Origin of the sequence: Pseudorhizobium banfieldiae (genome assembly GCF_000967425.1) — a bacterium.
Lineage (GTDB): Bacteria > Pseudomonadota > Alphaproteobacteria > Rhizobiales > Rhizobiaceae > Neorhizobium > Neorhizobium banfieldiae.
Genome location: NZ_FO082820.1, coordinates 1390417 through 1404599 on the forward strand (window position 1 = coordinate 1390417; position 14183 = coordinate 1404599).

Consider the following 14183-nt stretch of genomic DNA (forward strand, 5'->3'; position numbering starts at 1 on the left):
TGGTCCGCGCAACCCCTACAAGACGCCGTACATGGTGCCCTTCACGATGGCCGTGCATGGGCGCACCCACAAGCGCGTCGTCATGGTGGTGTCCGCGCAGTCAGGGAAATCGGAGTCCTTCCTCGACATCATCGGGGAACGGCTCGACACCGCACCGGTACCGACGCTCTATGTCGGGCCGTCGAAGCGGTTCATCACCGAGCAATGGGAGCCTCGCATCGACGAGCTCCTGACGACGACTGTCCTCGCCGATCGCATGGCCGCCAAGAGCCGGCAGACAAAGACGCGCAAGCTGGTCAACGGCGTGCCGCTTCGTCTGGCGCACGGCGGCTCCACCGGTGCCATGAAATCGGATCCGTTCGGCCTCGCGCTGACGGACGAGGCGGACGAGCTCATGAAGGAGCTGAAGGGCCAGGGTAACCCGGTCGGCCTGATCGACGCCCGCGGCGATACCTACGCGGATTTCGTGCACGCCATCACGTCAACGCCAAGTGAGGGGGCGACTGAGGTGGAGACGGATCCAGAGAGCGGCCTTGAGTTTTGGGCCGACAGCGACCCGGACGAGATCAAGTCGACCATCTGGCGGCTCTGGCTCACCGGCACCAGGTACCATTGGGCATGGCCGTGCCCACATTGCGGGACGTTCTTCATCCCGCGGTTTGCCTGCCTTGGGTGGGACAAGCCGAAAGACGGCAAGGGGAGGGAGCTGCCATCCACCCCGATCATGGCAAAGAACACTGCGCACCTCATCTGTCCTGAAGGGTGCATCATCTACGAGCACGAAGCATCGCCCGACGGCGAGACGCTGACGAAGGAGTGGATGAACAACCGCGGCGTCTACGTCGCTCCCGGCCAGTCGATCGACCCCGATGGGACGGTCAACGGTCCTCCGCCTGAAGCAACCACCCTCAGCTATTGGGTGTCCGGCCTGTGCTCACCCTTCGTTTCGTGGGGTGAGAGAGCGCAGCGCTACGTCGAAGCTGTCCGGTCCGGCAACCCCGGTGACATCCAGACGGTGAAGAACCAGGGCTTCGGCGAGCTCTACACTCCCGGCGGCGGCAACGCTCCGGACTGGACGGAAGTCGAGAAGTGCGCAGACGACTACCAGATGGGCGATGTCCCTGAAGGTGCTCGTATCCTGACGCTCACCTGTGACGTCCAGAAGGACAGGCTGGTCTACACCATCCGCGGGTGGGGCGCCGGCGGCACCTCTTGGCTTGTCGAAGCGGCCGAGATCTACGGACCGACCGAGGAGCAGGAGGTGTGGGATACGCTCGCCAACGTGGTGACGGATACCTACGACGGCATCCCGATCCGCCTAGCGCTGATCGACTCCGGCTTCCGCCCTGGCAAGAAGTTCGTGGTTCCGGAGCACCGGGTCTATGCCTTCGCGCGCCGGTTCCCGAACCTAGTCCGGGCGACCAAGGGCGCGTCAACCAGCATGCGCAAGCCGATCGTGGCCAACATGATCGACGTGCTCATCAACGGCAAGACGTACAAGAAGGGCCTCGAGCTGCTGCGGCTCGACACGGACTATTTCAAGTCGTGGGTGCAGCAGAAGATCCGGTGGGAGAAGGACGCCCCCGGCGCATGGTTCGTGCCGGAAGACGTTACCGAGGACTACTGCAAGCAGGTCGTTTCCGAAGTCCGGATCAAGTCGCCCGGCGGCAAGGTCAAGTGGGTAGCCAAGTCCAAGCTCAACCACTTCCTCGACTGTGAGGCCATGCAGGCTGCCGCTGCGATGATCCTCAACCTGGCAAAGCTGCGAGACGGTCCACCGGCAACGCGCCGGGCGGCCAGACCTGAAACCCCGCAACAGACCGATCCAGAGACGCCGCCGCGCCAGCCACCTCCAAAGAGGGGCGAACGCTCCGGCCTGTGGGGCGGTAAGAGAGAGAGCATCTGGTAATGGCCGAGATCGTCATCGAAACGCTGACCCTTGAGGAGAAGGTATCGCTCCTCAAGGACTTGAAGGAGGCCTACTTCTCAGGCGCGTCTCGTGTCCGGTTCCGGGAACGGGACGTCACCTACCGCTCTGCCGTCGAGATGAAGAAGATCATCGACCAGCTGGAGGGCAGCATTGTCATCCGGCCGAAAAGGCGGGTCATCCTTACGACGTTCGGTGGGGGGTACCGCTGATGGCAAATCTTATCGACAGGGCCGTCGGTTACTTCAGCCCGAAGCGTGGCGCAGAGCGCGCCGCGCATCGTCGCCGGATGGAGATCCTACAAGGAGGGACACGCGGGTATGAAGGTGCATCGGTCGGCCGGCTTGCTGCGAACTGGTACTCTCAGGCGACTAGCGCGGACGCTGAAATCGGCCGTAGCGGCAAGACCCTTCGGAACCGATCGCGCGATGCTGTCCGCAATAATCCGCTCGCGAAGAAGATCGTAAATGTCCACGCCAACCACATGGTCGGCTTCGGCATCACGCCTCGAGCCAAAGTCACTGGAGACAATGCTGACGGTGACAAGGCAAAGAAAGTCAATGATCTCTTTGATGAATGGATCAAGGTCGCCTTCGTAGGCATGCAGACCGACTTCTATGGCGGCTGTAAGATCATGGCGAAGATGATGGTGCAGGACGGCGAGGTCTACGCCAGAAAGCGCCTTCGTCGACCTGAGGACGGGCTGCCGGTACCCCTCCAGATCGAGCTCCTCAATGCGGATCAATGCGATTGGGGGAAGGTCGGTGCAGTCGGGACCAACCCCGGCAACAAGGTCATCCAGGGCGTCGAGTTCGATGCGATCGGGCGTCGTCGCGGTTATTGGATGTTCCCCTACAACCCGTCGTCAAGCGTGTTCATGGTGGGTCCCTATGGCAGCAAGTTCGTGCCGGCCGAAGAAATCATTCACCTGTACGAGGCGGACGAGAACCAAGTGCACGGTGTGCCTTGGATGCACTCAGTCCTCACCGACCTCAAGGATCTGAAAGACTACATTCTGGCGGAGAACATCCGAAAGAAAGTCGAGTCCTGCATGGTGGGAATGGTGATTCCCGGTGAGGACGAGAACCCCCTCGAGGATCCGAACGTCGGGCTGGAGGAGCCATCTCTACCGGTAGGCGAACGAAACCCTAAAGGCGCGTTGGTCACCGACGTCTATGGCTATCCGTTCGAGAGGATGGAGCCTGGGATGTTCGGCGTCCTGCACGGCGGCAAGGACATCAAGTTCAACACTCCGGCGATCTCGGCGGGGATAGAGGCCTACATCCGGACACGCCACCGCGACATCGCGGCCGGCGCGCTTCTGCCCTACGAGTTGCTGACAGGTGACTACAGCCAGGCGAATTTCGCCTCCGGCAAGCTGGGGCTTCTGGAGTACAAGGGCTTCGTCGAGGGGATGCAGTGGCACACGCTGATCCCGAACTTCAATGTGATCTACTCCTGGTTTGTCGATACGGCAAAGGACGCCGGCAAGATCCCCCGCGATTGGGAGGTCAAGGCCGAGTGGACCCCGCCGGAGTTCGAGAGCATCACCCGCCTCGACGACGCTCGCGCCGACCTTCTGGAAATGCGGATGGGCAAACGCACGCCGCAGGAAGTCATCGCGAGGACGGGCCGAAACCCGAGAACGGTTCTGGCCGAGTTCGACGAGTGGTTCACCGAAGTCGACAAGACGAAAAGCAAACTGATCTTCGACAGCGATCCCCGAAAGGTGTCCATCAACGGACAGCTGCAGGGCCCCTCTGCCGAAGGGAAGGAAAACGGAGAGGGCAATGCCTGAGGCTATCCGAAAGGCTCTTGAGAAAGAGATCCGGATCCCGATGACGCTGAGAAGCGAGGTCGAGGTGCGGGCCGGTACTCTGGACGAGGACGACCGCTCGGTCGAAGTCTGCTGGACGACCGGCGCAGCAGTGAAGCGGTACTCCTATGATGAGGGGTACTACATGGAAGAGCTCGTCGTGGACAAGAAGGCGATCCGCACGGACCGCTTCAACGCCATGTCTCTCCTCGACACCCATGAACGCTGGTCCATGGACTCGAGGTTGGGCACCGTTGTGCCAGGCACTCTCCGCATCGAAGGGGGGAAGGGGTACGCCCGCATCCGCTTTTCAAAGAAGCAGCGAGCCGAGGAGATCCTGCAGGATCTGAGGGACGGGCACCCGCTCCCGATCTCGGTTGGCTACAAGATCCACCGGTACGAGAAAACCGAAGGGGCGGACGGAAAGCTGCCGACCCTGAGGGCAGTCGATTGGGAACCCATGGAGTTTTCCGCGGTCCCGATACCGGCAGATTCCGGAGCAACGTCACGGTCCGAGCCCAAGGGCGACGACATTCAAACCGTCCTGGTCCGGCAGGAAGCACCCAACGCAGCCGCGGCTGCAACAGACGAGGAACGACCGATGAATAAGCGCGATGCCGCGAAGACGTACAAGGGTGAACAGCTCGACGCTCTGGCCCTTGGTGTAGGCCTCTCCCGCAATGCGAACGAGACGGACGAAGCTCTGAGCAAGCGTCTTCTGGCTTTGTTCGATCAGCAGGACGAGCAGGCCCGCAAGGACGAGGAAGATGCGAAGAAGCGTGCCGATGCTGAGGACGCCGCTCGCCGCGCAGCTGACGACGAAGAAGCCCGGACCCGCGCGGCCGGCAACGGCTCGCAGCAGCAGGCCGCAGGCCTCAATGAGGCTGACGCGGCTCGCATCGCCCGTGCAGCCGTTGAAGCAGACCGGAAGCGTCAGAACGAGATCAAGGAATTGGCCCGTTCGGCTGGGATCAAGGACGATGACGAGACGGTCCGCAGGGCGATTGACGACAACATGAGCGTCGAAGACTTCCGGCGTGCGGCCTTCGACATCATGATCGCCCGCCAGAACCAGTCGCCGACCTTCCCGCATGTGGAGACTCGCGGAATGCAGGACGCCCAGGAAACCACCCGCAACATGGTGGCCAATGCAATCCTGCATCGCTCCGGCATCGTCGACAATCTAGAAGACGGCGCGCGTGAATGGCGTTCGATGGGCACCATGGACATTGTCAAGGAACTCCTGCGCATGCGCGGCGAGAGCACCCGTGGCAACATCCATGACGTGGCATCCCGCGCTCTGCACAGCACCAGTGACTTCCCGATCATTCTCGGGGACATCACCCGCCAGACCCTGCTGAATGCCTACGGTCGGTACGAGAACACGTTCCAGCTCTTCGCGACCCAGCAGCTCCTGTCGGACTTCCGTGAAACGAAGGTGCTCGACATCGGTTCGGCTCCGGACCTGAAGCTGAAGAACGAGCACGGCGAGTTCGTTGCCGGCACCGTTCGCGAGTCGGAAGAGGGCATGAAGCTCCAGTCGTATGGTCGCAAGATCGGGTTTACCCGTGAGATGCTGATCAACGACCAGCTGAACGCCTTCATGCAGATCGTCGCGAATTGGGGTCTGAAAGCAGCGAAGCTCGAAGGCGACGTCGTATGGGGCGCCATCATCGACAACGCCAAGCTGAAGGACGGCAAGGGCCTGTTCCATGCCGACCACAAGAACCTCGCCGCCGCCGGCTCTACGCTCGACATGGACGCCCTCAAGGCAGCTCGCCTTGCGTTCCGTCAGCAGAAGGATCTCGATGGCGAGTCCATCAATGTCACGCCGAAGTATCTCTTCACCGGCGCTGACCTTGAGATCGCGGCTCAGACGCTGATCACCGGCATCACCGTGCCGACACAGATCGGCGATGTCGTGCCGCAGGCGATCCGCTCCCTGGTCCCGGTCTACGAGCATCGCCTCGACAAGATCACGCTTGCAGCGTGGTTCCTGTTCGCAGACGCCGCATCGACCATGGGCCGCGGCATCCACTACCTGCACCTGCTCGGCGCGGAAACCCCGCGGACTAACGAGCGCATCGGCTTCGACGTCGAAGGTGTCGAGTACACGATCGCCCATGATTTCGGCGTCGGCCTGACTGACTACCGGTTCGCCTACAAGAACCCGGGCATCGCCAAGTAAGCCCAGGCTGAAGGCCCAACCCCACCAAGCGCCGGCTAACCACCGGCGCTTTTCAATTCGCGAAAAACGGGAGATCCCCAATGCGCAATTTCATTCAGCCGGGCAAGGTTCTGACCGCGGTCGCCCCCTCCGGCGGCGTTGTCAGTGGCCAGCTCGTACAGGTTGGCCTCATCATCGGCGTGGCCGCCACGAGCGCTGCCGAAGGCGAGCAGTATGAGCTCGCGCTCGGCGAGGTCTACGAACTGCCGAAGGTCTCGGCTCAGGCGTGGACGATGGGTGCCGCCATCTACATGGATGCGACCGGCATCGCCACAACTGTTGCAACGGACAATACCAAGATCGGCGTCGCCGCTGCAGCCGCAGCCAACCCGTCGGGCTCTGGCCTGGTCCGTCTCAACGACAACTTCTAACCGACTGTCGGCGGCCTGAAACACGGCTGCCGCAATCCCACAAGGAACCACGCCAATGACGACCAAGTACCGCGCCAAGATCGACACCATGATCGACGGCAAGCCGGTCCGTGAAGGCGCCGAGGTCAATGGCCTCTCCGAGGACAAGGCGAAGGGCTACCTGAAGGCCGGCCTGATCGAGGAAGACAAGCCTGCCGCCAAGGACAAGGACACCGAGAAGACCGACAAGGTTTTCGAGGACGCCGCCAAGCGCATCGACACAACGTCGGACAAGCGAACCGAGAAGTAAGGGTTCAATCCTATGGCAATTTTCGACCGCCTTGACCGTCTGACGAGCAGGGCGGTCGATACCGTCAACGCGATCCCGTTCACGTTCACCCCGATGAAGGGGACGCCGAACGGACGACCCGGGCCGGATCCTGACAGGGTGGCGCTGCCGCTTACAGTCGTGGTTGGCGGCGCTGAGGTTCCCGGCCCGATGCCGAGAGGGATCTTTGACTATGTCTCCACCGAGTACGGTATCCAGCTGGGTGTCCGAAAGTCCTACCGTGAAGCGAACGACCTCCGTGCGCTCCAGATTGGACGAGACCCGCAGCTGTCGATCGACCGGAAATACTGGCCGAGTGCAGATTGGGAGCCGAAGCAGGGCGACCTGATCTCCTTCCCGCTCAATCCCGACCTCCCTGAGTTTCAGGTGAGCTCGTCTCAACGCGATGGGCTGTCCCGGATGGTCCTGATGCTGATCACCATAGGAGCGCAGGCATGAGCTTGTACCGCCTCGTTTCGCGGCTCGCTGTCGTGTCCGCTCTCAACAATTACATGGCGGCGCCATGGCCCACGCTGGCCGGGCCCAACATCTTCGACTCCAAGATCGAGCCGGTCGAGGACATGGCGAAGGACCGGGCGTTCCCGTGCTGCGTCGTCTACACCGACTACGACAAGGACCACTGGAGCAAGGCGCCCGCCGGCCACAAGTCGCGGATGATGACCGTGACGCTCGAGCTCCTGATCGTGCAGACGGCGCAGGACCAGTCCACCGCGGATCCCTACAAGCTGGAATGCCCCTTCACCGACAGCGAGATCGAGACGTCGCTCGACATCTTCGAGACGCAGATCTTCCGCGCGCTGGGCGAGGGGACAGAGGCCTCCGACGCCTTCAACTACATCTGCCCGGGTGTCGAGAACGTCATCAGCCGGCGCGGCGCATCGATCGAAGGCGGCCAGCGGCTGGCTGCGCGCCAGATCACGCTGGAAATGAAGACGATACGGGAGAACATCCAAGGCACCATCCCGCCGCAGATCGCCGCTTTCCTCGACAGGGCCGAGCAGCATCCGGACTATGCCGACCGGATCATCGACATCCGGGCAGCAATGACCTCACCGGCCACCAAGACGCCGAACGAGCGCTACATGCAGGCCTTCGGCTACAGCCGCGATACATCGGCGAGGCTCGGGCGCCCGGTAGGGCCGCAGGTGATGCTGCCGGCAAACCTGACGTTCACGCTCAACACGGGAGGGTGACATGACCTCCCGTGCAATGGCCGCATTCAATCGGCTGATCGAGCGGATACGGCGACTCGAGCAGGTGGTGTCCCGCCAGCAGACGCGGCTCAACAACGTCTTCCGCGAAGGGAGCGTCGTCGAGGTCGACCACGAGACCGGCCGCGCGATCGTCAACGCCCACGGTGTTCTGTCTCCCCTGGTGCCGTCCCTGCAGCAGGCGGGCGAGGTCAACCGGTGGACGCCGCTGTCGGTTGGCCAGCGAGTGGTGCTGTGTTGCCCGGGCGGCGACATCAGCCGCTCGTTCATCATGCCAGGCGGCTACACGGACGACGTCAAGCAGCCGCACGACAAGGGTGCCGAGGAGCGCACGTCGATCGGTGAAGCCGTGATCACTCACACGGGTGAAGGCTTCTTCTTCTCGGTCGGCGGGGCCACCCTGAAATTCACTAAAGAGGGTCTCTTCGTGGACGTCGACGGCGTCTCCTACAAGGTGACCGGCAACGGCGTCGAGCAGTTCGGCGGCGTGAAGGAACATGACGGCCTCAACGTGGGAAGCACCCACGTCCATGGCGGCGTGGTCCCGGGGGGGGCAGACACCGTCGGGCCGCACTAGAGGTAAATCGAAATGGCAGATCTCTCCCGCAAACTGCGGAGACCGACGACGAACCACCTGATGTTCTGGTGCCCCGGTTGTGACGGCGCGCACCAGATACGGGTGGGGGAAGGCGATGGCCCCGGATGGTCCTGGAACGGAGACCCTGAAAGGCCGACCTTCCGACCTTCGATACTGGTGCAGGGCCACGAACCCCTGACCGACGAGGAACACGAAGCGATCATGAGCGGGAAGGTCAACGGCGTGCAAACCCGCCGGATCGTCTGCCACTCGTTCGTCACCGACGGGAAGATCCAGTTCCTCAACGACTGCACCCACGAGCTCGCCGGCCAGACCGTGGATCTGCCGGACTTCGAGTCCTGAAGCCACGAAAGGAAACCACCATGAAGAAGTCTTACGTCGCCAATGTCACCGGCTGGATCAACGGGGCCCACCGCATCAAGGGCCGGTCAGTCGGCGAGCTGACCGACGACGAGGCCAAGTACCTCGTTCAGTCCGGGCAGATCATCGAGAAGGAGGCCGCCGAGAAGGCGAAGGCCGAACGGAAGGCGGAGCCTGACCCGGCAACGCTCGACATGAAGACCGGCAACGGGAAGGTGGAAAGGACTCGCTGATGACGAGGGTAGGCCTAGACAAGCAGACAGGCCGCCCTCTTCTCGGATGGGCGCACTGCGTCCAGAGCATTTCCACCATCATCTCCACCGAGCTCAATGAGCGCGTCCAGCGCCGTGGGTTCGGTGGGCGCCTCATGCGCCTGATCGACAGGCCGCAGAACGAAGAGACCATCATCGACATCTACGTCAGCGTGGCCGAGGCGCTTGAGCCGCGGAAGGTGGAAGGCCGCGAGTACGGCGAGCCCGGCTTCGTTCTCCTGAGGACCAGCCTCGACGCTGGTACGCCAGGTCGCCTCCTCCTTCTGGTCAGCGGGGTGTTCTTCGAGAACGGCCACCTGGGCGACTACAGCAACCCGAAGCTGACGGAGGTCGCCTTCGCTATCACGGAGAATGATGGGCAGATCGCTCTCGCTCCAACATAACCCTGAAAGGAACGAGCGTTGGCAAACTCAACCATCGACCTCTCGACGCTCCCCCCGCCAAGGTCGATCGAGGAGCTCGACTATGAGGTTTACGTCGCCAGGGCGACGGTCGAGTTCAAGGCGGTATGGGCGGCGGTCAAGCTGGCCAACCCTGAAATAGATCTGCCGGACTACAATCTCGAGCTCCTCGAGACTGACCCGTTCATGATCATCAACGAGAGTGAGAGCGCGCGCGAAACAAAGCTGCGCGCCCGCATCAATGAAGCGCTGAGGGCGACGCTTCTCGCCTTCGCCACGGGCGCAGATCTCGACAATCTCGGCGCCTTCTATGACGTCCTGAGGTTGGTGGGCGAAAGGGACGACAGGTTCGTCGCCAGAATCATCCTCGCAATTCAGGGGCGCTCAACCGGCGGTACCGAGCCTCGCTACAAGTACGTGGCCATGACGGCTGATACGAGGGTGAAGGACGCGATCGTCTACACCGTCGGTCGCAGCCCGCTGATCCATGTCGCAATCTTCTCGACGGACCCGGGCGGCGTGGCGTCGCCGGAGCTCGTGTCGATTGTGGACGCGGCCCTGCAGGATCCGGCGGTGAAGATGGTGAACGACACCATCGTTGTGGCGTCGGCCGTGCAGACGACAGTCAACCTTGAGGCGGACATCTGGCTCCTCCCTGACGCATCGGACGCAGTCAGGAATGCAGCGGCGGAGAACCTACGGGCTCAGTGGGCGCTGCATCAGTCGCTAGGCAAGGATCTCACGCAAAGCTGGTGGACGTCCAAGCTGATGATCGGAGGCGTCCACAAGGTCGTGCCGATCTCGCCCGTCGGTGACGTCGTGGCGCCGCCATCCGAGGCAATCGCGATCGGCACGATAACACTCAACAACAGAGGACGGGCTTTCTGATGGCATCGCTGCTTCCGGCCAACGCAGGCCTTTTCGAGAAATCGTCGGAAGCAGCATTTTCGGTGCGTTGGGATGCTCTCTCTGCCGGCGCTGACGCAGTCAGGACGGCGAAGGTAAACCCGCCGCCCTCCGTCCTTCCGTATCTCGTTTACGAGTACGGCCTTGGGGAACTGACGCCATACATCCCGAACGCCTATGAGCTCGTGGTGGGGAGGCGCGGGATAGACTGGCAGCGCATCCGCGGGACGCCGGCTTCAGTCTACCAGGGCCTTGGGTGGCTTGGGTACACGGCCACCCTCGAGGACGCATGGCACGGGCGGGCCTACTGGAACAGCACCCAGCTTCGGTTCGGCAGCCTGCCACTTAACGACTTCCCGGACCTCGAGCGGATTGAGGGCGTCACTCGGCTGTCTCTCCCTAAGAGATCTCAGCTTCGCCGGGGCGTCTACCAGTACGATGTGACTGCAGCAGAGGCCGATAGCACGAGGCTGGATGAGTGCATGCTCGATTTCGAGAGCGGCATCTCAGTCACGCCGGCCGGGACGCTGTGGTCCTTCGGCCGCGTTACTGAGATCGAGCATGCACTATCGCAGATCGAAGGGACCGCCATCGGGAACTGGATCGACGAGCCGGAGGAGGAAGGCCTCAAGTGGGTGCTGATGCAGTATCCGTGGCTGACAGCCACCTTCCCATGGGCGGACACCCCGACCAATCAGCGGCGCATCCTGATGGCGGCATGGTTCGTCAACCGGACCCTCTACGTGACGTTCCGTGATGAGGACGGGGAGGTTATCGGCCACCGCCGATGCCGCGCAGTCCGCCCGGTGAACAAGCGGGCTTTGGGCAGGTACTCGGTGGGCGACCAGAACTACGACGCCGTTACCGACGGTCGCATGGTCTATATCGACGCCATGACAGATTTCGGCGACGCGGAAGACGTCGTGGCGGCGTCTGTCGAGATCACGGTAGGGGCGAGCCGGGCACCTGGTGTCAAGCCGGGCAAGCTCTGGCTCGAACCTGACGAGCTCGTTGGCGGCCACGCCATAGCGCTAAAAGAAGTGGAGATCCCTCTGCGGCGCACCGTCAGGGACCACATCAAGTTCGTCCTCGACTTCGACTCGAAGAACCTTCCGACACTCAGCTTCCACCGGACGCAGAACAGCCAGTACCTGCCGCTCCTCGCGGAGGTCATGGAGCTGGTCCCGACGCCGAAGCTGTCCTTCAACACGGTGGCGAACATACAGCTGCTGCCTCTTCTAGGAGACGACTCCTGATGCCTACCTTTCAGATCTTGGACGCTGATCTTGTAAAGCAGCCATTCACCCCCAACCCGGACCCCGCCAAGGGTGAAAAGCAGGACTTGGCCAACGAGCTCCTCGCCGATGTTCTTGAGGCCTTGCTGAAGAAGGTTGGCACCCGCGCATACGGCGCTGCATCAAGCATGCCCGTGAGCGACACCACCGTTCTCAGCTCGCCCATCATCGCCGGCGAGGTTCTGCTTCACGCATCTGAGAAGATGTACGTCGCAGCGGTGGCCGAGACGGGCACGCCGACGATCACGGACGAGACGGGGATCCCGCTCGAGGCCGGCGAGAAATTCCACATGCAGATCACCACCGGCCAGCGGATCGCAGCGATCCGTGACCTTGTCGACGGCGTGCTGCACATCGCTCCAGTCCTCTAACCGGAGGCACCCATGCTTGGAATTGGAATTACCGGGGCGGTCGGCCGGATAGGCAGCACCGTCAAGACGGCAGGCGTGCCTGCTTTTCTCACCAAGGCCGACGGCTCGCCGATCACCAAGGCCGACAATAGCTACATCCTGAAGGGAGCCTGACATGGCCGCAAATCACGGACCACTGGCTGCCTACCTCGAAGACATGATGGCCGGCAACGAGACGGTCACAGGGGAAGCGCACGCCGTCCTTTCCGCCTTGAGGCGGTCCGTCGGCATTCTTGCCTCGCCGTCCTTCGCCAACCTGGGTGTGCTGTTTTCCTATGGCGTCGCCCCTGGGCGGCTGCCCGTCGGCCCCGGCGATGTGGTGGAAGTCCCGCGCCTTGGCGCATCCTACGACGTGGTCGCCCCTGATGCGACGGAGTTCGACCTGGACTTCACCAGCTCCGGCGGCGTGAAGCTCAATGTCCGGCGGCGCGATGGCGCCTACTATGCCGTCGACTTCGGGGCAGCCGGCGACCTGTCGGCGGACGATCTGATCCCCGTTCAGAAGGCCGTTTACAAGGGCGGGCTGGTCCGCCTGCATCAGCACTACCTATCGGGAGGTGTGAAGTACCGGACCAAGACCACGATCGAAGGGTACGGGTACGACAACAGTTTCCTGAGTCTCGACCCGGCCGTCAACGACGACGTCCTCTCTTCCGAGGGCACGGGGCTGGAGGATGTCACACTCCGCCGCTTCGGCATCACCGGAAACTATGTGAATGACGAGCCGATCAAGGGCCACCATGGCCTGATCGCCCATGACATTGCCGGCCTCACGATCGAGGGGATCGGCATCAAGGACACCAAGGAGTTCGCGGCACTCATTTGGGGCTGCCGGGACTTCATGATCACCGAGAACCGGGTCAGAACAGAGGGCATCAACAGAGACGGCTTCAAGCTGCTCTCATCCCGCGGCGGCACCTTCACCGGGAACGACATCGAGTCCGGCGATGACTGCGTCTCGGTGTCCGGTGAGGCTGATTTCGCCGGCAACGTCGTCATCGGCATGAACCGCCTTCGGAGCACTTACGCCCGGTGCGTCTACGTCAACACAACGCAGGCGGTGCCTGGCCCTGTCGGCAAGACGACCGTCATCGGCAACATCTGTGACCATTCCGATACGACCGCAATCGTCGTCGAGATCTACGACGGTCCCGAGAGGATCGGCGAGGTCATGGTCACGAAGAACCAGATTTCCGGCTTCGGCAAGAGGGTAAACAACCCCAACGGCCGGCTGGAAGCTGTCCGCGTGACCGGCAAGGTCGGCCACCTGATCAAGAAGGTCATGGTGGACGAGAACATGATCACGCTGGACGGCGCTCCGACCGACCAGGTCGCCAAGCTGGTCAATGTGACCCTCGCCGAAGATGTTTCAGTCTGCCGGAATACGATCGAGCTCGACCAGGAAGTGCTGCCCGAAAGCGCAGGCATCCAGATCGGCAGCGAAAACGAGCCGGTTTACGACTTCGCGGCGGACGGCAACCGGATCAACATGAAGGGGCATGGCTCCTACGGGATGAACATCTCCCGCGCCAGCGACGGAACGACCAACGACAACAAGATCAAGGGCGCGCCGATCGCCATCCGCGGCATTGGCGACGCCACCAACCCGTGCACGGATGTATCGGCTCGCCGGAACAAGATCACCGACCCGTATGGCGTGATGCAGAAGGCCATCGCAACGCTGAATAACTCCAGCGATTGGACGGCAGAAGGCAACGACATCAAGAACGCCGCCATCGCGAAGAACATCGACTTGGTCGGCACGGGCAACAGGATCCGAGGCAACAAGGGCTTTGCCACGTCGAACAGGGGGACGTTCGTCATCCCCGCTGCGGCGAACGTGCAGACCATCTCGCACTTCCTGCAGATCACCCCGCCGGTCGGCAGCATCAAGATCACGCCGATCACGAGTCTCGGGGCCGCCTCCAAGTGGCGGATCCCCCGCGCCGAGGTGACCGGCGGCACATTCAAGGTCTACCTCGACGTCAACCCTGGCGTCGATGTCAGCTTTGAGTGGGAGATCACGGACTGAAATCACAGCGTCGCCTGACCCGGGGCGGC

At 62.4% G+C, this 14183-nt stretch carries 17 protein-coding genes; all 17 read left to right on the forward strand.

Translation table 11 applies throughout. The features are described 5' to 3' along the window. The first annotated feature begins 31 nt into the window (after positions 1-31). The 17 genes from NT26_RS06855 (at position 32) to NT26_RS06930 (ending at position 14154) form a co-directional block, all read left to right on the forward strand. The gene (locus NT26_RS06855) at positions 32-1909 is read left to right on the forward strand and encodes a terminase gpA endonuclease subunit (protein ID WP_244467675.1); all 1878 of its coding nucleotides are present in this window, start codon (positions 32-34) and stop codon (positions 1907-1909) included. Continuing rightward, positions 1909-2139, forward strand: coding sequence for a phage head-tail joining protein (locus NT26_RS06860; RefSeq protein WP_052638045.1), 231 nt, complete (start codon positions 1909-1911; stop codon positions 2137-2139). Before NT26_RS06855 ends, NT26_RS06860 begins: the two co-directional genes overlap by 1 nt. Beyond that, positions 2139-3725 carry a phage portal protein gene (locus NT26_RS06865; RefSeq protein ID WP_052638046.1) on the forward strand — a complete coding sequence of 529 codons (1587 nt, stop codon included), beginning with the start codon at positions 2139-2141 and terminating at the stop codon, positions 3723-3725. Before NT26_RS06860 ends, NT26_RS06865 begins: the two co-directional genes overlap by 1 nt. Continuing rightward, positions 3718-5931 (forward strand): prohead protease/major capsid protein fusion protein, encoded by a 2214-nt coding sequence (locus NT26_RS06870; RefSeq protein ID WP_052638047.1) that lies wholly within the window; start codon positions 3718-3720, stop codon positions 5929-5931. Before NT26_RS06865 ends, NT26_RS06870 begins: the two co-directional genes overlap by 8 nt. A gap of 80 nt (positions 5932-6011) precedes the next feature. Next, positions 6012-6341 carry a DUF2190 family protein gene (locus NT26_RS06875; protein ID WP_052638048.1) on the forward strand — a complete coding sequence of 110 codons (330 nt, stop codon included), beginning with the start codon at positions 6012-6014 and terminating at the stop codon, positions 6339-6341. Positions 6342-6396: 55 nt separating this feature from the next. Beyond that, the gene (locus tag NT26_RS06880; protein ID WP_052638049.1) at positions 6397-6630 is read left to right on the forward strand and encodes a hypothetical protein; all 234 of its coding nucleotides are present in this window, start codon (positions 6397-6399) and stop codon (positions 6628-6630) included. Positions 6631-6642: 12 nt separating this feature from the next. Continuing rightward, entirely contained in the window at positions 6643-7107 is a 465-nt protein-coding gene (locus NT26_RS06885; RefSeq protein ID WP_052638050.1) for a hypothetical protein, read from the forward strand. Then, positions 7104-7862 (forward strand): hypothetical protein, encoded by a 759-nt coding sequence (locus NT26_RS06890; RefSeq protein ID WP_052638051.1) that lies wholly within the window; start codon positions 7104-7106, stop codon positions 7860-7862. Before NT26_RS06885 ends, NT26_RS06890 begins: the two co-directional genes overlap by 4 nt. Before the next feature lies 1 nt (position 7863). Next, complete coding sequence (locus NT26_RS06895) at positions 7864-8457, forward strand: phage baseplate assembly protein V (RefSeq protein ID WP_052638052.1); 594 nt, start codon at positions 7864-7866, stop codon at positions 8455-8457. Between the two features lie 12 nt (positions 8458-8469). Then, positions 8470-8820: a ubiquitination-like system serine protease family protein gene (locus NT26_RS06900; RefSeq protein WP_052638053.1), complete on the forward strand. Its 351-nt coding sequence runs from the start codon at positions 8470-8472 to the stop codon at positions 8818-8820. A 20-nt stretch (positions 8821-8840) separates the two neighbouring features. Then, the gene (locus tag NT26_RS06905) at positions 8841-9071 is read left to right on the forward strand and encodes a hypothetical protein (RefSeq protein WP_052638054.1); all 231 of its coding nucleotides are present in this window, start codon (positions 8841-8843) and stop codon (positions 9069-9071) included. Next, positions 9071-9493, forward strand: a complete 423-nt coding sequence (locus NT26_RS06910) for a GPW/gp25 family protein (RefSeq protein ID WP_052638055.1) — start codon at positions 9071-9073, stop codon at positions 9491-9493. Before NT26_RS06905 ends, NT26_RS06910 begins: the two co-directional genes overlap by 1 nt. A gap of 18 nt (positions 9494-9511) precedes the next feature. Then, the gene (locus NT26_RS06915; RefSeq protein WP_052638056.1) at positions 9512-10399 is read left to right on the forward strand and encodes a baseplate J/gp47 family protein; all 888 of its coding nucleotides are present in this window, start codon (positions 9512-9514) and stop codon (positions 10397-10399) included. Next, a complete protein-coding gene (locus NT26_RS06920) occupies positions 10399-11673 on the forward strand; it encodes a phage tail protein (protein ID WP_052638057.1) in 1275 nt (424 codons plus the stop codon). The genes NT26_RS06915 and NT26_RS06920 overlap by 1 nt, the downstream gene beginning before the upstream one ends. Beyond that, positions 11673-12083, forward strand: a complete 411-nt coding sequence (locus NT26_RS06925) for a hypothetical protein (RefSeq protein WP_052638058.1) — start codon at positions 11673-11675, stop codon at positions 12081-12083. The genes NT26_RS06920 and NT26_RS06925 overlap by 1 nt, the downstream gene beginning before the upstream one ends. 12 nt (positions 12084-12095) lie before the next feature. Then, the gene (locus NT26_RS22720) at positions 12096-12236 is read left to right on the forward strand and encodes a hypothetical protein (RefSeq protein WP_156157136.1); all 141 of its coding nucleotides are present in this window, start codon (positions 12096-12098) and stop codon (positions 12234-12236) included. A gap of 1 nt (position 12237) precedes the next feature. Beyond that, positions 12238-14154 (forward strand): glycosyl hydrolase family 28 protein, encoded by a 1917-nt coding sequence (locus NT26_RS06930; RefSeq protein WP_052638059.1) that lies wholly within the window; start codon positions 12238-12240, stop codon positions 14152-14154. Positions 14155-14183: the final 29 nt, after the last annotated feature.

Excerpts from the sequence above, each read along its gene's own strand:
- NT26_RS06855 (WP_244467675.1), top strand. The coding sequence starts at position 32 with ATGGTGCCCTTCACGATGGCCGTGCATGGGCGCACCCACAAGCGCGTC.
- NT26_RS06860 (WP_052638045.1), top strand. The coding sequence starts at position 1,909 with ATGGCCGAGATCGTCATCGAAACGCTGACCCTTGAGGAGAAGGTATCG.
- NT26_RS06865 (WP_052638046.1), top strand. The coding sequence starts at position 2,139 with ATGGCAAATCTTATCGACAGGGCCGTCGGTTACTTCAGCCCGAAGCGT.
- NT26_RS06870 (WP_052638047.1), top strand. The coding sequence starts at position 3,718 with ATGCCTGAGGCTATCCGAAAGGCTCTTGAGAAAGAGATCCGGATCCCG.
- NT26_RS06875 (WP_052638048.1), top strand. The coding sequence starts at position 6,012 with ATGCGCAATTTCATTCAGCCGGGCAAGGTTCTGACCGCGGTCGCCCCC.
- NT26_RS06880 (WP_052638049.1), top strand. The coding sequence starts at position 6,397 with ATGACGACCAAGTACCGCGCCAAGATCGACACCATGATCGACGGCAAG.
- NT26_RS06885 (WP_052638050.1), top strand. The coding sequence starts at position 6,643 with ATGGCAATTTTCGACCGCCTTGACCGTCTGACGAGCAGGGCGGTCGAT.
- NT26_RS06890 (WP_052638051.1), top strand. The coding sequence starts at position 7,104 with ATGAGCTTGTACCGCCTCGTTTCGCGGCTCGCTGTCGTGTCCGCTCTC.
- NT26_RS06895 (WP_052638052.1), top strand. The coding sequence starts at position 7,864 with ATGACCTCCCGTGCAATGGCCGCATTCAATCGGCTGATCGAGCGGATA.
- NT26_RS06900 (WP_052638053.1), top strand. The coding sequence starts at position 8,470 with ATGGCAGATCTCTCCCGCAAACTGCGGAGACCGACGACGAACCACCTG.
- NT26_RS06905 (WP_052638054.1), top strand. The coding sequence starts at position 8,841 with ATGAAGAAGTCTTACGTCGCCAATGTCACCGGCTGGATCAACGGGGCC.
- NT26_RS06910 (WP_052638055.1), top strand. The coding sequence starts at position 9,071 with ATGACGAGGGTAGGCCTAGACAAGCAGACAGGCCGCCCTCTTCTCGGA.
- NT26_RS06920 (WP_052638057.1), top strand. The coding sequence starts at position 10,399 with ATGGCATCGCTGCTTCCGGCCAACGCAGGCCTTTTCGAGAAATCGTCG.
- NT26_RS06925 (WP_052638058.1), top strand. The coding sequence starts at position 11,673 with ATGCCTACCTTTCAGATCTTGGACGCTGATCTTGTAAAGCAGCCATTC.
- NT26_RS22720 (WP_156157136.1), top strand. The coding sequence starts at position 12,096 with ATGCTTGGAATTGGAATTACCGGGGCGGTCGGCCGGATAGGCAGCACC.
- NT26_RS06930 (WP_052638059.1), top strand. The coding sequence starts at position 12,238 with ATGGCCGCAAATCACGGACCACTGGCTGCCTACCTCGAAGACATGATG.